Annotated in this window: 17 protein-coding genes; 8 read left to right on the plus strand and 9 right to left on the minus strand. The window is 35.3% G+C overall.

Going from position 1 to position 21,865, the window contains the following annotated elements:
* The first annotated feature begins 47 nt into the window (after positions 1-47).
* A complete protein-coding gene (locus ACEPXG_RS15580; RefSeq protein WP_391204336.1) occupies positions 48-1,256 on the plus strand; it encodes a hypothetical protein in 1,209 nt (402 codons plus the stop codon).
* Between the two features lie 133 nt (positions 1,257-1,389).
* Here ACEPXG_RS15580 and ACEPXG_RS15585 read toward each other — a convergent pair whose 3' ends face one another.
* Positions 1,390-2,478 (minus strand): glycosyltransferase, encoded by a 1,089-nt coding sequence (locus ACEPXG_RS15585; RefSeq protein ID WP_391204339.1) that lies wholly within the window; start codon positions 2,476-2,478, stop codon positions 1,390-1,392.
* A gap of 1,225 nt (positions 2,479-3,703) precedes the next feature.
* On the opposite strand from ACEPXG_RS15585, the gene ACEPXG_RS15590 reads away from it, so the two are divergent.
* Entirely contained in the window at positions 3,704-4,993 is a 1,290-nt protein-coding gene (locus tag ACEPXG_RS15590) for a collagen-like protein (protein WP_391204342.1), read from the plus strand.
* A gap of 252 nt (positions 4,994-5,245) precedes the next feature.
* Here the strand turns inward: ACEPXG_RS15590 and ACEPXG_RS15595 are convergent, their stop codons facing one another.
* Positions 5,246-6,319 carry a glycosyltransferase gene (locus ACEPXG_RS15595; RefSeq protein WP_391204345.1) on the minus strand — a complete coding sequence of 358 codons (1,074 nt, stop codon included), beginning with the start codon at positions 6,317-6,319 and terminating at the stop codon, positions 5,246-5,248.
* A 252-nt stretch (positions 6,320-6,571) separates the two neighbouring features.
* Here ACEPXG_RS15595 and ACEPXG_RS15600 point away from each other — a divergent pair, with 252 nt between their 5' ends.
* Positions 6,572-6,868 (plus strand): hypothetical protein, encoded by a 297-nt coding sequence (locus ACEPXG_RS15600; RefSeq protein ID WP_391204348.1) that lies wholly within the window; start codon positions 6,572-6,574, stop codon positions 6,866-6,868.
* A 177-nt stretch (positions 6,869-7,045) separates the two neighbouring features.
* On the opposite strand, the gene ACEPXG_RS15605 is transcribed toward ACEPXG_RS15600, so the two are convergent.
* Entirely contained in the window at positions 7,046-8,311 is a 1,266-nt protein-coding gene (locus tag ACEPXG_RS15605) for an MFS transporter (protein WP_391204350.1), read from the minus strand.
* Between the two features lie 350 nt (positions 8,312-8,661).
* On the opposite strand from ACEPXG_RS15605, the gene ACEPXG_RS15610 reads away from it, so the two are divergent.
* The 5 genes from ACEPXG_RS15610 (at position 8,662) to ACEPXG_RS15630 (ending at position 13,745) form a co-directional block, all read left to right on the plus strand.
* Positions 8,662-9,384, plus strand: a complete 723-nt coding sequence (locus tag ACEPXG_RS15610) for a cytochrome c biogenesis CcdA family protein (RefSeq protein WP_391204353.1) — start codon at positions 8,662-8,664, stop codon at positions 9,382-9,384.
* A 14-nt stretch (positions 9,385-9,398) separates the two neighbouring features.
* Positions 9,399-9,896, plus strand: a complete 498-nt coding sequence (locus tag ACEPXG_RS15615; RefSeq protein ID WP_391204356.1) for a redoxin family protein — start codon at positions 9,399-9,401, stop codon at positions 9,894-9,896.
* Between the two features lie 18 nt (positions 9,897-9,914).
* Positions 9,915-11,036, plus strand: a complete 1,122-nt coding sequence (gene msrAB / locus ACEPXG_RS15620; protein ID WP_391204358.1) for a bifunctional peptide-methionine (S)-S-oxide reductase MsrA/peptide-methionine (R)-S-oxide reductase MsrB — start codon at positions 9,915-9,917, stop codon at positions 11,034-11,036.
* A gap of 190 nt (positions 11,037-11,226) precedes the next feature.
* Complete coding sequence (locus ACEPXG_RS15625; protein ID WP_391204360.1) at positions 11,227-11,994, plus strand: response regulator transcription factor; 768 nt, start codon at positions 11,227-11,229, stop codon at positions 11,992-11,994.
* A gap of 2 nt (positions 11,995-11,996) precedes the next feature.
* Positions 11,997-13,745 (plus strand): cache domain-containing protein, encoded by a 1,749-nt coding sequence (locus ACEPXG_RS15630; protein WP_391204363.1) that lies wholly within the window; start codon positions 11,997-11,999, stop codon positions 13,743-13,745.
* A gap of 237 nt (positions 13,746-13,982) precedes the next feature.
* Here ACEPXG_RS15630 and ACEPXG_RS15635 read toward each other — a convergent pair whose 3' ends face one another.
* The 6 genes from ACEPXG_RS15635 to ACEPXG_RS15660 form a co-directional block, all read right to left on the minus strand.
* Positions 13,983-16,220, minus strand: a complete 2,238-nt coding sequence (locus ACEPXG_RS15635) for a YcdB/YcdC domain-containing protein (protein ID WP_391204366.1) — start codon at positions 16,218-16,220, stop codon at positions 13,983-13,985.
* A 266-nt stretch (positions 16,221-16,486) separates the two neighbouring features.
* On the minus strand, positions 16,487-18,718 hold the full coding sequence (locus ACEPXG_RS15640; protein WP_391204369.1) for a YcdB/YcdC domain-containing protein: 2,232 nt from the start codon (positions 18,716-18,718) through the stop codon (positions 16,487-16,489).
* A gap of 256 nt (positions 18,719-18,974) precedes the next feature.
* Complete coding sequence (locus ACEPXG_RS15645) at positions 18,975-19,253, minus strand: DUF1292 domain-containing protein (protein WP_391204372.1); 279 nt, start codon at positions 19,251-19,253, stop codon at positions 18,975-18,977.
* 245 nt (positions 19,254-19,498) lie between these two features.
* A complete protein-coding gene (locus ACEPXG_RS15650) occupies positions 19,499-20,149 on the minus strand; it encodes an amino acid ABC transporter permease (RefSeq protein ID WP_391204374.1) in 651 nt (216 codons plus the stop codon).
* A 148-nt stretch (positions 20,150-20,297) separates the two neighbouring features.
* Positions 20,298-21,101, minus strand: coding sequence for a transporter substrate-binding domain-containing protein (locus ACEPXG_RS15655; RefSeq protein WP_391204377.1), 804 nt, complete (start codon positions 21,099-21,101; stop codon positions 20,298-20,300).
* A 3-nt stretch (positions 21,102-21,104) separates the two neighbouring features.
* Positions 21,105-21,842 (minus strand): amino acid ABC transporter ATP-binding protein, encoded by a 738-nt coding sequence (locus ACEPXG_RS15660; RefSeq protein ID WP_391204380.1) that lies wholly within the window; start codon positions 21,840-21,842, stop codon positions 21,105-21,107.
* Positions 21,843-21,865 lie beyond the last annotated feature (23 nt).

The raw sequence follows: 21,865 nt of genomic DNA on the forward strand, positions 1-21,865 counted from the left end.
GAGAGAAATATCTGTATTCTCTCCCCTTCTTTAAAGGAGGAAATATAGTGTCAGATATTATCATTTCGAATATTGGCCCAAATGTTAGCTCGCAATTCGATGAGCTAAGGGTAGCAGAAAGATTTCCAATTGTAGAGTTAACTTCAGTATACGGTATATCGAGTTTGAGAGATGCTGTAACGACTGTTGGAGGTGGGACGGTAACAAACGATGGTACAGAATATATCCTAACCAATCCGGTTAGTGGAGCGGCTTCATCCATTTTAGAAAGTGTATTAAGAGGTAGATATGAACCTGGATTTGCAGGAGAAGCTGGAATTGGTGTCCGTATACCTACTTTGCCAACAAGCAATCAAATTGGACGCTGGGGATTATTTGACAGTCAGAACGGAGCATTCTTTGGAGTCAATAGTACAGGTGCATTTGTGGCAATTCGCAGAGCAGGAACCGATTTAATATTTCCCCAAAGTACATGGAACGTTGATAAATTAGATGGAACAGGACCTAGTGGAGCGACTCTTAGTTTATCAAAAGGAAATATATTTCAAATAGTGTTTACTTGGTATGGGTATGGAGTAGTCGAATTTAGAGTAGTAATCCCTAACCCTACTACTTTAGCACAAGAAGTAATTACCGTTAATAGATTCTCCCCAAGTGGTCAAACTAGTTTTGTTGACCCAAACCTTCCTTTACGAGCACAAATCGATAATAATGGGACCGCAACTGCTTATACCCTTTTTGTTGGAGGGAGACAGTATAGTATTATAGGAAAATACAACCCAGAGTTTAGAATCACTTCAGAAAGACGTAGAATTTCAAATGTAACATCCACTCTAACGCCTGTCATTTCATTTGCAAGAAAAACTGTTTTCCCAGCAGGTTCTGGTAGAACTAATTCAGTTCAAGTAGATTTAGAGGAAATCAACATTATTTCAACAACAGATCTAAGCTATCAAGTAATTTTGGGCGGAACGCTAAATGGATTATTTGTTAATTTTCCGACAGCAAACACAAACATTCCAACTACTGAAACGGCTCTTCTTGTTAACAATACATCCACAACTATTACTGGAGGGGAAGTAGTCTTTCAAGGTGTTACTGCAGGTGGTTCAGGTAATACCAATATATTAGCTAGTGCATCACTTTTGGACTTTACTCTTCCTGAAAATGCGTTTGTGACAATAGCTGTCGCAAATATTGGCGGGGGGGGTTCTAACACAGTAGATGTGGTATTTAGAGTAAATGAAAGTTGGTAAACTCGGCTAGTTTAGACCGATCTATTGTAACTATTCTTGTTGTAAAAATAAGATAGGTTGATTTATACAAAAAATTAATATACAAAGTTTACTATCAGAAGAAGAGCCCATGGATTTTTCCCATGGGCTCTGTTTATTTCCGTTCAGTCTGTTTCAAGAGGATAGATTCTAAATATTTTTTGTTTTGAAGGATTCTCGGATCATCTGGACTATACTGTCTTGCTTTTTCATTATGTTCATTTGCAATTTTGTGTTGACCTAATTGATCATAGCAAACGCAAAGTTGTAAATGAGGTAACCATGTCGAAAATTTTGGATACTGCAAACCTAGATTATGACTAGGGAGCTTAATCTCAGTAGCTAATTGATACCAAAATATCGCTGCATGTAATTCTTTCTTCTTCAAGAAATAGAACCCTAGACTACAGCAAAATTCTGGTCGAGGGTGATCATATTGAAAAGATCGTAAATTGGACTCTAATTCTTTCCTAAAATCACCTAACGCAAAAAAACAATCCGCTAGTCTACTGCAAGCCGAAATGTTATCTTCGACCCACCCTTTATCTGTTAAGAGAAATTTTTCATAATATTCAATTGCTCGTTCATACATTTGGTGGTCTTTCAATTCATTAGCAAAGTAAAATAAATCACGTGGTGTGAACTCTACATTGTTAGCTAATTGCTTTTCATAAATCAGCAAATTCCGATTCGTATCATGATGTAAGCTTTTATGTGTGACCGCTACGTTGCTATGAAAGATAGTTCCAGCCACTTCTAAATATTCATGAACAGCCCCAATCCATTGAAAATGATTTGCTCGCTTTACTAAACGGTTCCGTTTGAGACTCGTTAAAACATTGCCATGTTGATCGGTAGAAAGATTGTAGTCCATTGTGACAGAGTCTGTTGTAAAATCGAGATTCAATTTTAATTGTTTTAATTTTTCTTGATCTTCTGGTAAAAACACATCATCCGCATCCAACCACAAAATGAAATCTTTTGTTGCTTGTTTAAAAGCATAATTTCTAGCCTTTGCAAAATCATGCACCCATTCAAAATCATAAATACGCTGGGTATACTTTTTTAACACCTCTTTCGTTTGATCGGTTGAACCTGTATCCACAATGTTAATTTCGTCGACAATATCCTTTACAGAATCTAAACAGCGGCCAATTGTATCCTCTTCACTTTTTACAATCATACATAAACTAATTGTGACCATCTGACACCCCCTCATTGTCAACCTATATGTATGTTTTATTAACTTGTCCCATGATTAAATCATCGTTCATTTAGAAACATCCTGTGTTTTTATGAAACGCAGGATGTTTTATAGAGAGCAAATATAATTTGGGTCACTTCGCAATGTTAAGAGGGTCCTTTTATCTTTTTCTATTTTTTTATAGTTTTTAAAAAACTCCTCTTTATATTTTACTTTAGAGTCATTCGGTCGATATTTTTTGGTATGATTATTATGTTTTTCAGCAAGTACAACGTCTCCTACTTCCCAATAGCACACACATAACTAAAGATGTTGATACCAGGTGGAGTAAGCCTCTTGCTTAAATCCTTGATGATCATCTTCTTTTATTTCAAGGGCTAAGCGTTACCATGTTATTGCCTTTTTAAAGTTTCTTTTATTTTTATAAAGATCTCCTAATCGACAAGAAGAGAGAACAACTCAAACACTTCTCATAATACATGTTAACTATTAGAAATAGTGTTTTTCAATAAAAAAAGAAAGATAGATGTTTTATGTCCTAAGCAAATGCTCATAATATTAATCCAACTATTACCATTTCAAGGACTGATGTGATTAACCTCCTCTTGGCTTCCATTGCCTTGGAAGAATTAGGGCTTGCTTACATCATCAATGCGGAAGCTGAAAAAATTTAATATGTTCTTGGTACCATACCTGGTTTGACTCCTGCAGCTACATTAGACCAAATATTAGCAGTGAATGACAGCGTTCAAGATATGCTCGATTTGGTAATAAAAAAGAATTGCTTTTAGAGAGTAAATTACAAGAAGTAATCAAAACTATTCCTAGACCGTGAAAAGATGACTCCAGTATCGCTCTCTGGAGTTTTTATTTAGGTTCTTTTGATTATTGTAATCATCCTCTAAAATGCCTTTCCTACTAGTCATAATCCATAATAAATGTGCTGTTCAGCAATGAAGTGCTTTTTCATAATCAGACCATCAAATTAGCAAGTAGTCATCCACATACAAAGGCAGTTCATACTCTCAATTCTAATTTCTTAAGGAAGGGATGCATTTACCTATTCTTTTTATAAAAAGCTATAGTTTTTCTGCTTTATTAAATACATATGAGGCATTTGTCTTATCTCCTTTCTACTCCCTAGAATAGATTATTAACAGAACAACCCTTGTTTTATCATGTTCGATATAGCAGATTGTTCAAAAAATTATAAAGGAGTGATCAAATGTCTCAACCAAATATCCCTAATATTTCTCCTACCATTACAGTCACAAGGGATGATGCAATTAACCTACTCTTAGCTTCCATTGCCATGGAAGAGTTAGGACTAGCCCATATCATCAATGCCGAAGGAGAAAAAATTCAGTATGCACTCGGCACATTACCTGGCTTATCTACGCCTGCTACTTTAGAGGAGATCTTACAAGTGAATACGAGCGTTCAGGATACACTCGAATTGGCTATGAAAAAGGAACTATTATTAGACAGCAAATTGAAACAAGTGACTCAAATCACCTCTGCTACTGGAACTACTGGTCCTACGGGTGCAACTGGAGCTACAGGCGCTACCGGGGGAACTGGAAATGCCGGCGCTACTGGGGCTACCGGAAATACCGGGGTCACTGGGGCTACTGGAAATACCGGCGCTACGGGTGTAACTGGAGCTACTGGGGCTACTGGAAATACCGGCGCTACGGGTGGCACTGGAGCTACTGGGGCTACCGGAAATACCGGCGCTACTGGGGACACTGGAGCTACTGGGGCTACTGGAAATACCGGCGCTACTGGGGACACTGGAGCTACTGGGGCTACCGGAAATACCGGCGCTACTGGGGACACTGGAGCTATTGGACCTACCGGAAATACCGGCGCTACCGGGGTCACTGGGGCTACCGGATCTACCGGTGCTACGGGTGTAACTGGAGCTACTGGCGCTACTGGACCTACGGGTGCAACTGGACCTACTGGCGATACTGGGTCTACTGGTGCCACAGGCGCAACTGGACCTACGGGTGCAACTGGACCTACTGGCGATACTGGGTCTACAGGTGCTACAGGCGCAACTGGTGCTACCGGTGCTACCGGTTCAACAGGGGCTACAGGGCAGGGATTATCAGCGTATGGTTATATTTTCAATACAGGTGCTCAAGTTGTGCCATTAGAAGCGGAAGTAACTTTTGATAGTAACGGAGTTTTATTGAATATTACACACGCACCTGGTACTTCACAAGTCATTTTGGGTAGTGCTGGCGATTATGCTGTGTTCTTCACAATGGCAGGAGTAGAACCAAATCAGTTTACTCTTTATCAGAATGGTGCCCCTGTGAGTGGAGGCATATATGGCTCTGGAGCTGGAACTCAACCTAATCCAGGTATGGTAATCATTACGGCTAGCACGGGTGATATTTTAACTTTTAGAAATCATACTAGTGCAGCAGCTGCTACTATGCAAACATTGGCTGGTGGAACTCAATCAAATGTTAATGGTTCTATGCTTATTCTAAAATTAAATTAGAACAATTATGATAACCTAACATGTAATAAATCATATTTAATCCGCACACGCAAAGGAATAGCCCATGGAATTAATCATTCCATGGGCTATTCCTTTGGACATACAAATTGAAATTCGTTTAAAAATAGAGTATTGAGCACCTTAAAAATAATCTAAAACAACCTATTCATAGTTTCAAGCAAGCTCTTGGTGTTTCAGGACAATCTGATGATCACCTCATTTTTCCTGAGCATTCATACTACATCATTCAATTCATTCTTTATTGTTTATCTCATAGTTTTGAAAGAATTCTTCATTCGCTTTTACTTTAGCATCATTCGGACGATAAACTTTAGCTTTATTATTATGTTCTATGGCTTTATTAATATCACCTATCTCCCAATAACACACACATAGTTGAAGATTTGGATACCATGTTGCGAAGGCCTCTTGTTTAAATCCTTGATGGTCCTCCTCCTCTATTTCAATCGCTAAACGATACCATGTTAATGCTTTTCTAAAATTCCTTTTATTTTTATATATGTCCCCTAGTCGACAAGAAACTTCTGGACGTGGAACATCATAAAAAATAGACATAACGAGCGATTGTTTTTCTAATTCTGTATTTCCAAGATTTCTATAACACTCCGCCATGTTGATACAAGCCCGAATTTCATCCTCAACCCAGCCCTTTTTAGTAGCTAAAAACTTTTGATAATAAAAGGATGATTTTTGATACTGGGCATGGTCTTTTAATTCATTTGCATAATAAAATAAATCCCTTGGTGTGAATTCTTCACCTTTTTCCAATCGATTTTCATAGATTTTAAGGTTTCGATCACTTTGAATAGAAAGATTACTTTTGTCGTTTTTCCGATGAGTTATAGCTATATCGGTAGTGACGATATTACCACCAACCTCTAAATATTCATGGACGGGACCAATCCATTGAAAGTTATTCACTCTTTTAACCAAACGATTTCTCCTAAAACTAAAGGTTGGTTTTCCATACTCGTCAAAAGCAGTATGATAGATCATAGAAACTGCATCCACAGAAATATCTAGATTATTTTTTAACGTTTTAAATTTCTGCAGTTCCTCTTTAAGCAATATATCATCTGCATCTAGCCATAAAATATAATCCATCGTTGCATGACTAAAAGCAAAATTTCTTGCTGCAGAAAAATTATTAATCCATGGAAAATCGATTACCTTGTCTGTAAATTTCTTTGCTATTTCCTTTGTGTTATCCGTCGAACCTGTATCCACAATAATTATTTCATCACAAATTGCCTTTACACTATTTAAACATTGATTTAATACTTCTTCTTCATTTTTCACAATCATACAAAGAGTTATTGTACTTATGATTCATCACCATCCATTTAGAAAATTATAATAATATATGTTAATTCCATGTATTTGTGAACTTTGGTTATCAGAACCTGGCTTACTTCAAATGTCTTCTTAATGTATATCTATAAAGTACCAACAAACACAATCCCTTTCTTAGTACCTCGAATAGACTAAAAATAGAACAACCAAAGCATTTCACATAATACTTGGTTCTTCAAAAAAATTTAGAAAGAGAGATGTTGTATGTCCCAACCAAATATTCCGAATATCACGCCAACGATTACCATTACTAGGGATGATGTAATTAACCTCCTGTTAGCTTCCATCGCCTTGGAAGAACTAGGACTCGCTCACATCATCAATGCAGAAGCGGAAAAAATTCAATATGTACTTGGTACTATTCCCGGATTGAGCCCGGCAGCTTCGTTAGTAAATATCTTACAAGTGAATGACAGCGTTCAAGATACGCTTGACTTGGTCATAAAAAAAGAATTGCTGTTAGAAAGTAAACTTAAACAAGTAATCAAAACGATTACTTAGAAGAAAAAAGATGACTCCGTTCTCGCTATTCGGAGTCATTTTTAAATGTTCCTTACATAAAAACATAATAATTAGGTTAGTTACAATGTTTTCTGTATTTCCTATTCTAAAAAAAAATAAAAGGATTGAACCCTGTGCAACACAGAGTCCAATCCTTTTAAGTTGCTAAAAAATATTTTACTTCCAATGACCTTGATCTACTAACTTTTTCTTCCCTTTAAATGCGATTGTCACACAAATAATATTTAGAACCATCATTACCATAAGTGCATATAAAGCTGGATTATAGCTACCTACAAAGTCATAGATATAGCCATACGCTGGTAAAGCAACGACTGATGCGATAGCTAGTCCAAGTGAAGCAGTAGAATAGATTTGACTATATTCTTTGCTACCAAATAGACTTGAAGTCAGAGCCGGCCCTAAAGTACCGATAGAAGCAACAACAAAACCTAACAATACGATAGCTATTGTAATAATTACACTATTTGCCGAGAATAATAATATAGATGTTATAGATATTAAACCTAAAACCATTGCAAGTATGGTCGTATTTTTTGAACCAATTTTATCACTTAAGAATCCTAAAATTAATGCTCCTGCCAATGCTCCGATCATATAAAAACCCATAACATTTCCAGCGAAAGCTACATCATACCCTTTACTACTTAGAAAAGTAGGGATGTGTATAGAAAAACTTCCAATCGATGTGACAAAGAAGAAAAACGTAATTAATGCATAAAAAGAGGAGGATTTTTTTGCCACAGCCATAGTAATCCCTGCATTTTCTGATGTTCCTTGTGCATTATCTACCGCATCTTTGTCTTCAGTCGAACCAAAAGGTTGAAGACCTTTTTCTTGCGGTGATTTTCTCAAAAGTAATAGAATAACTGGAATTGCAATGACAATAACACCAATCCCGGTAGCAATATAACCAAATCTCCAACCTTGACCTGCGATAATATTACCAATTACTGGTTGAAGAATAGCTCCAATCGCTCCAACAGAAGCCCCCATAATTCCAAGTGCCAATCCATTTTTCTTTTTGAACCATTGATTGATCAAAATCGGTCCGGCAATAACTGTTATAAACACCCCACCGACAGCCAATGGAATAGAAAGAATATACCAGCCCCATACCGAATTCATGAAGCCGAATAAAGTAAATGCTCCTGCTTGTAAAATAATTGCTATGATGAGTATTAAACGAATATTGTATTTTGCCATCAATTTTCCGCCAAATGGAAGGAAGATCATTGTAACAACGGAAGCGATACTAAAATACAGCATTAAATTTCCTAAACCGATATTTAAATCGTTAGCAACTGGTGTTAAAAACAACCCTGCTGAACTACTTATAGCACTTTTCCCTAAACCAACCATAATACAAAGACCTATTAAAATAATCCACGCATAATGGATATTTCCTTTTTTCTTGCTCATGATGCCACCACTTTCTAAGTTTTACTATAAAATCGGAATGACTATATGTTTTATGTTTTAATAAAAAATCACCATTATAAAAGACCAAAATTAATGCTAAATGGAAATTCTTGAAAAGTTCACTTGACAATTCTTCACTCCAACTCTATCAGTGCTTTTATAGTGTAAAGTCCGACTACCCACTTGTCAATTAGTTTTAATATTAAATATTTTAACCTTAAATATTTTATCCATAATTTTTATCCCTTACCAATAAAGTATGATTTCTAAGATTTTCGTGAAATCATTCTATATATATTAAACGCGTTTCATTTTAATATGAACCTATACAGATGAAAGGCGGTGTAGCTATGATAGGTGAACATATTTTAATTAGTACAGTTTTTATTGCAGGCATGTTTTCCTTTCTTTCTCCCTGCATTCTGCCTTTATTACCTGTTTATATTTCTGTCCTGTCATCCAATGGATATAACACAATTAGGGAGCAATCGTTCATCACGTTTGGTATGTTAAAGGTTAATCCACATTTAATCTTCAAAACAATTGTGTTTGTGTTCGGTTTATCGACTAGCTTCGTTCTTTTAGGTTTTGGAGCTGGAGCCCTTGGTGCTTTCATCAATACAAAAGGGTTTATCGTATTTTGTGGATTCATCGTTGTTTTGCTAGGGTTACATCAAATAGGATTGTTTCACCTTCCATTTTTAGCAAGAGAAAACAAATTGAATTTGAAGAGAAGTGGGAAAAGAGATATTCTCGGAACCTACTTACTTGGCTTTACTTTTAGTTTTGGATGGACACCTTGTATCGGACCTATCCTAGGTGCGGTTTTAGGCTTATCGGCTAGTGAAGGCCAAGCGGTATACGGAGCATTTCTAATGTTCGTTTACGCACTCGGTTTACTAATTCCATTTCTAATTTTGTCAATTTTCTCAGATGTACTTCTAAGACAAATCAAAAAAATCAACACACATTTGACGAAAATACGAATTGTAGGAGGCATCATTATAATTATTATGGGTATTTTCCTCATGACGAATAATTTAAATCTCTTTGTTTCATTAATCCCACAGTAAAGGATGCGTAAAGAATGATAAAAAAGATAGTTTCGCTTATGGCTATTACGTTTATGTTAGCTTCCTGTTCGAGTGAACAGCAACCTAGTGCTGATCAAGCACCTACTTTTGAATTAAAGGACGTAGCAGGAAATACCCATAACCTATCTGATTACGAAGGTAAAAAAGTGTATCTTAAGTTTTGGGCATCTTGGTGTTCCATCTGTTTATCAGGACTAGAGGAAATCAATACACTAGCTGGTGAAGATAATGATTTTGTTGTCTTAACAGTCGTGTCCCCAGGCTATAACAACGAAAAAAATACAGCATCGTTTATCAAGTGGTTTAAAGGAGTAGAAGGGGTATCTAATTTAACCGTCCTACTTGATGAAAAAGGAGACATTGCAAAACAGTTTAACGTACGAGGATATCCTACCTCAGCTTTCATCAGTTCAGATGGTTCTTTAGTTAAAACGCAGCCAGGACATCTAAACAATGAACAAATTAAAGATCAGTTTAAAAAAATTCACTAAGGAAGGGATTAAAAGTAAATGAAATTAAAACTACTAGGTTGCTTACTAGGTATAGCAATTCTTTTAGCAGGCTGTTCTTTTGGCAATGCTGCGAAAAGTGATTCAGGAAATGAAAAACTAATAGCAGAAGCATCTTCCAAATATCCCGCTAATCCTAACAAAGATTTAACGTTTGAACCGAATAATTTAAAAGAAATATACTTGGCAGGCGGTTGTTTTTGGGGAGTAGAAGCCTATATGGCGCGAGTCTATGGAGTCTATGATGTTACATCTGGCTATGCAAATGGAAATACAGAAAATCCAACTTATGAACAAGTTTCGAGAGAACACACTGGACATGCAGAGACAGTTCATGTTCTCTATGACCCAGAACGAGTAGACTTAAAAAAACTTCTTTCGTTTTACTTTAATATTATTGATCCAACTGTATTAAACCGACAAGGAAACGATCGCGGGGAACAATACCGAACTGGAATTTACTTTACCAATGAAGCGGATAAAGAAGTGATTGATCAAGTAGTTGCAAAAGAGCAAGAAAGATATGATGATCCAATTGTAACAGAGGTGGAGCCTTTAATGAACTTCACACTTGCCGAAGAATATCATCAGGATTATCTTGAGAAAAATCCTAACGGCTATTGCCATATAGAGTTTGACTCCTTAGAAAATCAAGAAATCCCTGCACTCATCGACCCTGCCAAATACCCTAAGCCAAGCGATAAAGTGTTAAAAGAAAAATTAACAGATGCTCAATACAAAGTGACGCAAGGTAATAGTACAGAAGCAGCCTTCTCCAACGAATATTGGGATATGTTTGAACCAGGTATATATGTAGATGTAGCAACCGGAGAACCACTTTTCTCTTCAACTGATAAGTACGATTCTGGATGCGGTTGGCCGAGCTTTACTAAGCCTATTGAACCGGAAGTAATTATAGAGAAGAAAGACAAGAGCTTTAATATGGTTCGTACTGAAGTGAGAAGTCGCGCGGGGAATAGCCACTTAGGTCATGTATTCGACGATGGTCCAAAAGATAAAGGTGGTTTACGATATTGTATCAATAGCTCGGCGATTACATTCGTACCGGAAGCAGACATGGAAGCAGCTGGCTATGGTTATTTAAAAGGTATTATAAAATAAGATCACTTCATGTAAGATAATAGCATGACTCAGATAAGGTGGCGTTTAGCCCCCTTTCTTTTTATATCTCTAATATTTAGAGTTATAATAGATCTAATTACCTATACCCTAGTGCGGCAAGCGTGAATGCAAATTGATTAGAGATATTACCCATCACAAAAAAATTATAAAGGGGGAGTAGAAAAAAACAATGTATAAATTACTTTTAGTAGATGACGAACCTATTATTATTAAAGGCATTCGCTCTTTTGTCGATTTTCATGCCCTTACCATTTCAGAAGTTTATGAGGCAACGAATGGGGAAGAAGCGCTGGAAAGCTTTCAGACTCATTTACCTGATCTTGTTTTAGCCGATATAAATATGCCAAAAATGAATGGACTCGACTTTGCTATTGCCGCTAAAGATATCAAACCGGATGTTAAAATTGCGATTATTACTGGATATGACTATTTTGACTATGCTGTCACAGCCTTGAAATCCGGAATCGATGACTATGTGTTAAAGCCAGTTTCCAAAAAGGATATACAAGAAACATTACAAAAGCTTATTCATAAATTGCAATCCGAAAATAGTCAATCCGAAGTATCAAGGGTTGTACATGACCTGATTAGTAAATCCAGTAATTCAAAGGATATAGGCTATAAAGGACAGATTCAAAAAGAAATAGATGCAAATATCGCAAACTTCGATTTCTCGTTAACCTACTTAGCTAAACAATTATCGCTAAGTACCTCTTACCTGAGTTCACTTTTCAAAAATTTATACGGGACGACTTTTCAAGATTATATGCTTACAATGAAACTCAATCGTGCAAAAATCTTATTACTCAGTACAGATATGAAAATATATGAAATCGCAACTGCCGTTGGATTTGATGACCCGAATTATTTCAGTGCATCTTTCAAGAAAAGATTTGATTTTTCCCCTAATCAGTTCAAAGAAAAAGCGAGGGAATAACCATGTTTCGTTCTAACATGATGAAAAAACTGCGTGTACAAATAGCCCTTCACTATTTATCTGCAAGCGCCCTAACCCTCTTGCTAATGGGGGTTATTTTGTTTTATAGCATTTCCTCGCTTGTACTAAGCGAGTCTGCTGCTAGTACAAAGACCGCTGTTGATAAAAGCGGCATGTACATCGATCTTTATATCGATCGTTTGAAAGCTGTTTCAGGATTACTTGCCAAAAATCCACAGCTTATAAGTTATTTCTCGGACAGGCAGCGAGATCCAAATACGAAGGAAGATATTCTTTCCACCATTAATACCATAATTGCTTCTGATTCCTTCATAAAATCTGTCATTATTGTTAGTAAGGATGGTCAAATTCTTTCGAATGAAAGCGGCTTAAATATGAGTATGTCTAGCGATATGATGAAGGAAAACTGGTATATTTCAGCCATAAAAAGCGGAAATACGCCCGTTCTCACTTCCGCAAGAATGCAGGATTTTACGATGGACAAAGACAATTGGGTCATTTCCATAAGTCGCGAAATAAAAAACAATCAAGGTAATAATATAGGAGTTCTCTTAATAGACATTGAGTATAAGGTGATTGAAGATTATCTTACTAATCTTGATTTGGGAGAAACGGGTTTTTCCTTTATTCTCAATGACCATTCGGAAGTAGTTTATCATGCAGATCCTTCATACTTTAAGGATTCTGCAAAACAACTATCACTTCAAGAAATTGTGGCAAATTCAGCCATCTATGATTCAAAAGAAAATACAATTACCAATACCTATCATCTCAAAAATGCAGATTGGCTACTCGTAGGAGTTTCCTCTCAAGACGGTCTACTTGCAATAAAAAAACAACTCATAGAAATATTTCTATTGGTTGGATTTGTTTTACTAATTATCGCTTCTTCCAGTGTAGTCGTTTTTGCAGGTAAAATAACTGCCCCTTTCCAAAAGCTTGAGAAAGCTATGCAAGAAATTGAGAATGGCTTATCAGAAGTGGTGATCGATGAAAAAGGTTGTTATGAATCGCAAAGTCTTGCAAAACATTTTAATATAATGACACATAAAATCGAAAAGCTAATGCAGGAAATTACAGAAAAAGAAAAACATCTAAGATCATCCGAGATCAGTGCATTGCATAGCCAAATTAACCCCCACTTTTTATATAACACTCTCGATACGATTGTATGGATGGCCGAGTTTAACAATAGTGAAAAGGTAATAGAAATCACAAAAGCACTAGCACAGTTTTTCCGCCTATCTCTTAGCGGTGGGAACGAATTGACAACTGTAGAGTATGAGCTTGAACATGTAAAACAATACCTTTTCATTCAAAAAGAGCGATACGGAGAAAAGCTTGCATATAACTTTAACTGTGACGATTCTTTATTAAATCTAGAAATACCTAAAATAATTGTACAACCTCTTGTTGAAAATGCATTATATCACGGCATACGAGGCCTTAATAAACAAGGGCATATACAAGTAAGTGCGGTAGAAAGCGGAGAAGATATTCTCCTTACCGTAAAAGATAATGGTGAAGGCTTTGATGTAACTAAAATAGATATGAAAGCAACTGATAAAATCGCTAAGCTTGGGGGGGTTGGCATTAAGAACGTAGATCAGCGTATTAAGCTTTATTATGGCAAGGATTACGGCATTACGATTGATTCAACTTTAGGTAGTGGTACAACCATAATTATTAAAATTGCAAAGAAAATCACACATTTAACCAGCGACCTATAATAGTCTAACAATATACAAGACCCTAACACAATTTAAATAATGTGTTAGGGTCTCTCTATTGTAAAGAAAAGAAAAAATTTCTCTAATCTCTTGCCTAATTGATTTGTTTCCACTATCGATAAAGTACTTAGATTCTTAATTTAGTTGGAATAATCCAGCTTTTAGTTAAATAGGACAAACTAAAACCCTCCACCGTTTGATTTCTCATACGGTAAAGGGTTTTGAAATGATTGATAGTTAATAATAACGTAGGCTATTTCCTTTTTCAGATATTTCATGTGCTAGCAGGATAATTGAAACAGCTAATTCTGCATACGTCGCTTCTCGATCTGGGTAAAAGTTATTTTGATCGGTCTTTAATAATCCCATTGAGTTTGCTAAAGCAACATAACCAGCGTATTCTGGTTTCACCTTATTTGCATCGGCAAAGTCAAGTTTATAAATACTACTATTTCTTGCTGCTTGGTCTAGTCCTAGAACTCGGATATACCAAACTGCTAGTTCTTCTTTTTTAATTGGAGATTCAAAATCGAAGTTTTGGTTATTTGGTTTTATAATACCCGCTTCAACCGCACGTTCGACCACTTGGTATAAAGGATGTTTAGGGTCTATATTTTTAAACGTTTGAGTCTTATTTTCTGTTTCATTATTATATCTGTTGTAAAAATAAGTAAGTGAATTCATCAACACTTTTAGTGCTTCTCCTTTTGAAACAGAAGCATCACCATTAAATTTTTTAGTATCTTTAATATCTAAAACTTTAGCATTCATAAGATAATTAAGTTCCTCTGCTGCCCAAGGATGAGAAATAGTAGACGAACTTTTTCCATTATATAAGCTATTCCATTCCCCTGAATTAGCATCTAAAAAACTAAATGCATCTTCATTAAATGATGGCATATACACTAGATCATAGTGAAGATTGTCTTTTTTATTATCTGATTTCATATAATTAAGTTTTAAGCTTAATGTCTTTTTCAAAATTGCTTTTGCATCCTCTGGAGAAATAACCTTATCATTAGATGGCCATTTTTCTACATCTTGAGAATTGACATTAAGGCTCTTTAAAGCACCATCTCCGCCTATGCTTACATAAATTTGATCACCCATAACAACTAAACCATTTACAATTCGAGGGAAAGAGAAATTATAAGTGCCTTGTCTCTCTTCAAAATAAGGTTCGTCTACTGGTAGTGCATAGTCGTGTAGATAAGATGGAACCCACTCTTTTAAATATTTTATAGCTTGAGTGAGCGCTTCTTTTTCAGTAAGAGATTTCTCTTCTTTAGATTTCTCTCCATATTGTTCTAGGAGGTCGCTAGTCATATCATTGTACTGAACAATCTCACCTGTCTGTTTATTTATTTCAAGACTCGTTCCAGATCCACCATTTGCATATTGGTACATATATTGAATACTAAATACTTCTTGTCCGTTGTAATTTTTTATTTCTTCAACCGATTGAATGTTTAATTTTACTTTATCGGATTTAATGAAGAGCAACTGTTCAGCTATTTTCTTTGCTTGTTCTAAAGTCATTCCTTTTTGTTTTGGTGGAAGTACTTTAGTTGAAATCTTTTCGATTTTTGTTTTGTTAGGAAATTCTTCTGAATATCCGTTTGTAGTTAGCCACTTTCCAGTTGAAGCATGAACTCCACGCAAATTTGTTGTAGGTTGATAAACGAGTTGAACACTACGGTCACCGGTTCGATAATCATTATTAATTTGGTATTGCAAATCAACAGATAGATTTTCTTTCATTTTTTCTAATATCTCATTTTTATCTTTTATTTGTTTTGCATCATCAAAGGTAAAAGCTTTCTTTTGCATAGGATTTCTAGAAAAATTGACGATTTCACCATCGCCTTGAACCGTTATTTCTATTCTTTGATCGTTAATGGATATTTGATTTTTCGTATGAGCAAAAGAAAAGGAATAACGAATTGGTTCTGATAGCAGTTGGCTTGGATAATAATTTAAAGGGTCTGTTTCTAGCTGATATTCGGCTCCCCCTAAAAATTTCTTAACAAAATCGCTTGCAATTTTTCTAGCATCGTCTTTTGAAACCTTTGCAGGGAATAAAGATTCTTTTTCAACTGGTGGCTGGTAGTAAAATTGCTCAATGTCTAATTCCTCACCAACAAATGTAACACCACCATGCACTTGTTTTCCATTTACTGTCTTATGGAAAGATAAATTATAACGTAACGTACCATCATCTTCGGGATAATAGCGACCACCACTATTCATATAGAAATCACTATTCGATAGAAAATCAAACTTTTTTGGAAACAACTCATGAAGCCTCTTAATTAAATCATTTTTTGAGAAAACCTTTTCTGTGGCAGCTAGCTGAACCCGCACTTTTTCTGGTTGTCCATTCACTGAAGTTGAAGCATGTGCCATAGACGAAAACATTCCAAGAGATAACGCTGAAGAAGTTAATAAAATTCCAAATTTCTTTAAATTATACAAGATAACCCTCCTATTCCAGTAGTAATTAAATTGTACACTAGATTATGTAAAATGAAAACGATTACTTTTATTTTTTCATCTCTATTGGTAATTGCAAAAATCTCTATAACGTCTATGGTAGTTGGAGAGGAAACATTCATTTAAAATATAAAAAGAGACTTTCTATCTAATACATGGATTAGATAGAAAACCTCTTAAGCGTTTGCATCTTAATATTTCTAATATCTCTCTATTGAAATCTGTCTAGGATGGATGGTTTCGTTTAATTAATATCTGAAACTATTTCGATTTTCAGAAATTTCATGGGCAAGAAGAATTGTTGAAACTGCTAACTCTGCATATGACACTTCTTGGGCAGGGTTGAATTGATTATTATCCATTTTAAATAAACCAATAGCGTTTGCTATAGCAACATAGCCCGAATACTCTTTTTGAACCTTATTTGCATCTGCAAAATCAAGTTTGTAAATATTACTATATTTAGCCGATTGCTCTTGACCTAGTACTCTTATATACCATGCAGCTAATTCTTCTCTTGTGATAGGAGTATCCACATCAAAGCTTTTACTATTTGGTTTAATTACGCCCATATCTACTGCACGTTCTATCGCTTGGTATAAAGGATGTTTAGGGTCAATGTTATCAAACGTTTGTTTTTTATTTTCGTTATTAGAATAATACATACCTTCGTAGAAATAAGTGAGGGAATTTAACAATACTTTTAAAGCTTCCCCTTTTGAGATAGCGGCATCGCCGTTAAATTTTTTAATATCTTTAACATCTAATATTTTGGCGCTAATCAGATAGTTTAATTCTTCTTCAGCCCAAGGATGTGAAATTGCATCTGGACTTTTTCCATTGTCTAAGCTACTCCATTCTCCTGTAGTAGCATCTAAAAAGCTAAATGAGTTTTCGTTAAAAACAGGTACATATACTAAATCATAATGATTTTTTTTGTCTTGCATTGGTTTGAGATAAGTAATTTTTAAGCTTAGGGACTCTTTTAATTTTGCTAACGCCTCTTTTTCAGTAATTACTTTATCTATTGAAGGCCATTTTTCCATTTCTTGATAATTGATATACAAGTTATTTAAAGAACCGTCTCCTGCAATACTTACGTTAATTTGATCTCCAATCACCATAATGCCATTTACCACTCTTGGAAAAGAGAAGTTATAGGATTGCTGCATGTCATCAAAATAAGCGTCGTCTACCGGATAGGCATAATTGTGTAGATAGGATGGTATCATCTCTTTTACATATTTTACTGCTTGTGTAAGCGCTTCTTTTTGCGTCAGCAACTTCTCTTTATTCGGTTTTTCTCCATTTTGTTGTAAGATGTCCCTTGTGATATCGTAATATTGAATAATTTCACCGGTACTCTTATTAATTTCCAAACTTGTTCCACGTCCACCATTCGCATAGTCATACATATAGTCCACACGGATTACATTCTGGCCGTTATAATTTTGAACTTCGTCTATTGCGTTAATAGTAAGTTTAATTTTATCCGGCTTGGATTTTGATTGGATAAATTTTTCTGCAATTTTCTTTGCCTCTTCTAAAGTAACTCCTTTATGTTTTGGCGGAATTGGTTTCGCTGAAATCTTTTCCAGTTTTGTTTTCTTTGGACTTTCTTTTAAGTAACCATTTGAAGTAAGCCACTTACCAGTAGAAGCTTGAATTCCTTGTATTTGGGACGATGGTTGGTAAACGAGCTTAACTCGCCGTTCACCTGTTCTGTAGTCCATATCTAACTGATATTGTAACTCAATAGAAAGATTTTCTTTCACTTTCTTTAATAGCTTATCTTTATCTAGTAATTGTTTAGTAGCTTCAAAAGTAGCAGGTCTTTTATAAGGGTTCATGTAAAAGTTAGTCACTTCTCCATTTCCTAGAACAGTTATCTCCATTCTTTGATCAGAAATGGGTACTTTGTTTTTGGTGCGAGTAAAGGAAAAGTTATAACGAATTGGCTCTGTTAAAATTTGTTGAGGATAATAGTTAAAAGAGTCCGTTTCTAGTTGATATTCTTCGTCCGTAATAAATTTTTTCATAAATTCATTTGCAATTTTTCTTGCCTCTTCTTTGGATACTTTTGCAGGAAATAATGCATCTTTTTCATTCGTTGGTTGAAAATAAAACTGTTCGATTTCTAAATTCTCTCCTATAAATCCAACGTTACCGTACACGGATTTGCCATTGAGCAACTTATTGAAGGATAAATTATACCGTACCTCTTTATCATCATAATAATAGTAACCGGTTCCCATTTGAAAATCACTAGCTGTTAAATAGTCAAACTGTTTTGGGAATAGTTCTTGAAATCTCTTGATTAAATCACTTTTGGTGAAAACTTTTTCGGTAGCCGCTACTTGAATTTGGATTTTTTGTGGTGCTTCATTTCCTGTTGGAGAAGCATATGCAATGGTTGATAACATTCCTAGTGATAATACGAAAGAAGTTAGTGCAAAACTAAATTTCTTTAACTTAGCCAATATAATCCTCCTGTTCCAGTTGTGTATTAATTGAGTTCTAAACACTGTAAAATAGAATCGATTTTTCATGATTCCCTTTCTAATGGCAATTGGAAGCAATTCTATAGAGTCTATGAATGATCGATCGGAAACATTCCATTAAAATAAAAAAAGAGATTTTCTATCTAATATTTGGATTAGGTAGAAAATCTTATAATTGTTCGCTTATTTCGATAAAATCCTGAAAGGCACCTTTCTTATTGCTTAAGTATTCCTTTTATCCAGCTTCTAGCATTACTAAAAAAGTTGCAGATACTTTTTCATACTCTTCGTCCGTTTCTAGTTCTGCTAGCTCCTCACCATCTACAATTCGGAAAAAAAATACACCTACCTCTTTCTCGTTTTTTTCTTGCCCATCATCTGCAAATGCAAAAGCCGCATATTCCTTATCTTCTATAGTAAGTAGACCGATCACTTCAATTTTTTGCTTCTGATTATCTCGATCCATCACCGAAAGAATATCGCCAACCTCAATGCTTCCCATTTTCTCTATCATTACAAAACCCTCCTAAAATTTTCATTCCATTAAAGCTTCCAAATTAGTCTACCCTTCGAATGTTCGATTCATCCAAAAGAATATAGAAAAATAAATGGCAAATGACAACTAAATTAGTCTGGTAAGCAATCAATTCACCAGTTGCTCTAGCGCCCCTGTACTCAATGGATTATAAAAAAAGCATGGGATAAAGAGAGAGTTAAAAACTCTTCCTTTACCACCATGCTTCATTGTATTTGTAAATACTAAACTTTCGTTTGAAGATTGAACCTTTTTTCCATTTTGCTAAACGCATAAGTGAAGAGTAACACTAGTACTAAGTAGAACACCCCAGTAACCATGTATGTTTCCAGTGGTCGGTAGTTTGCTCCCGCAATAGACATTGTCGTTCCCCATAAATCAGACATTCCTATATAAGCAACTAATGCTGATTCTTTCAACAATATAATAAACTGATTTCCTAATGGAGGAATGGCGCGTTTGAAAGCTTGAGGCAAAATAATTCTTCTCATGCCTAGTGGATATGTCATTCCCACTGAACGAGCGGCTTCCATTTGGCCTTTATCAATTGATTGTATAGATCCTCGAAATATTTCAGAAATATAGGCTCCATTATGTACAGCCAACGCGATTACACCCGCCCAAAACTGAGGTAATGTAAGAATAGAAGAAATACCAAAATAAAGAATACAAATTTGGACAATCATAGGCGTTCCGCGAACTATCGCCAAATAAATATATGCAAAATAATTTAAAACTTTTATGTTAGCAATACTGAAAAAAGCAATCAGCAGACCAATCAAACTCCCTAAAATTAAAGAGCATACAGTCACTCCGAGTGTTACAAGTAGCGCATCAAATAATACACCATAATTTGAACTAAAAATTTCTAACATGTTATACCACCCACTCTGATTATAGAATATTCCATTGAAAAATTATTAAAGCCTTCACAGCTAAAGCAGTTATCTCAATAACCATTATTAATAAGAAGAAAGGACTTTTTATAGCCCTTCTATTTTGAACTTCAATAAAGATTATTTATTATTTGGTTTCATCCATCAGATTGAAGCCAAACCATTTCATACTAATTTTTTCATATGTTCCGTCAGCAATAATTTCTGCTAAAGCTTTATTTATTTTGTCTGTTAATTCCTGGTTATCTTTGTTCACAGCAATTGCTTGCTCATTAATTCCAATTAAATCACCAACAGGTTTAACTTTTAATTTACCAGTATCAATTGCCATTTGCCCAAAAATATTATCAGCAACTACTGCTTCCACGCGGCCTGTCTCTAAATCCATTAAAGCTCCGATGTCCCCTTGTGGATAAGTTATTACATTCGCTTTATCTGTTAACTTTAGAGCGTCCTGCTCATAATTCGTTGCTGGTGTAGTCCCAATTTTCTTTCCTTTTGCATCGTCAGCAGACTTAATATCGGTATTATCTTCGCTAACAAATATTTGCGAACCTGAACGATAATAAGTATCAGTGAAATTTACTACTTTCAATCGTTCTGGCGTTATCGTCATACTTCCTAGAATTGCATCAAACTTTTTATCAATTAGACCTTGTATCATGGTTTCAAATGGGAACGTAATTGATTTTGCTGTCATTCCCATTTTTTCAGCTAATGCTTCACCAATTTCCACATCAAAACCTGTTAATTTACCATCTTCCTTATAGTTAAATGGTTTATATAAACCACTCATTGCATATACAAATTCTTCTTTTTTCTCTGTTTTTTCACCTGACTTTTCGGCGTCTTTCCCTGAGCTACATCCGAATAGTAATGCTGAAACCAATAGAATTGTTGACATTAGACTTATCACTTTTTTCTTTTTCATTATTTATACCCTCCCAGGTGTTAAAATTCTATTTAAAAATTGTTTCGTACGTTCATTTTGCGGATTGTCAAAAAAAGTATCCGGATGACCTTGTTCTAAAATTTGTCCTTTATCTAGAAAAACAACATGATCTCCAACTTCCCGTGCAAAACCCATTTCGTGCGTCACCACAACCATAGTCATTCCGCTTGTTGCAAGTTTCTTCATCACTTGCAATACTTCCCCTACTAATTCAGGATCTAAAGCAGATGTTGGTTCATCAAATAACATCACTTTCGGCTCCATAGCGAGCGCTCTTGCAATAGCCACCCTTTGTTTTTGTCCTCCTGATAAGCTATCAGGATAGACATTTGCTTTATCACTTAGGCCTACTTTTTCCAACAAATTCAAAGCAAGTGCTTTTGCTTTGTCCGGTTTTTGTTTTTTCACATAAATAGGTGCTTCAATAATATTTTCTAAAACCGTCTTATGAGGAAATAAATTAAAATGTTGAAAAACCATACCTACTTCTGAACGAACTTTATTTAAATCCGTTTTATCAGGTACCATATGCTTCCCTTGAATCCAAATTTCTCCTTCATCATACACTTCTAAAAAATTTAGGCAGCGAAGCAAAGTACTTTTACCAGAGCCGCTTGCCCCTATTAAAACAACAACATCTTTTTCCTTTACAGTCAAATCGATGCCATTCAATACCTTTAAGGAACCAAATGATTTAACGAGTTTTTTTACTTGAATCATAGAGCTTCGCTTCCTTCACTGTT

Origin of the sequence: Psychrobacillus sp. L4 (assembly GCF_042944905.1) — a bacterium.
Classification (GTDB): domain Bacteria; phylum Bacillota; class Bacilli; order Bacillales_A; family Planococcaceae; genus Psychrobacillus.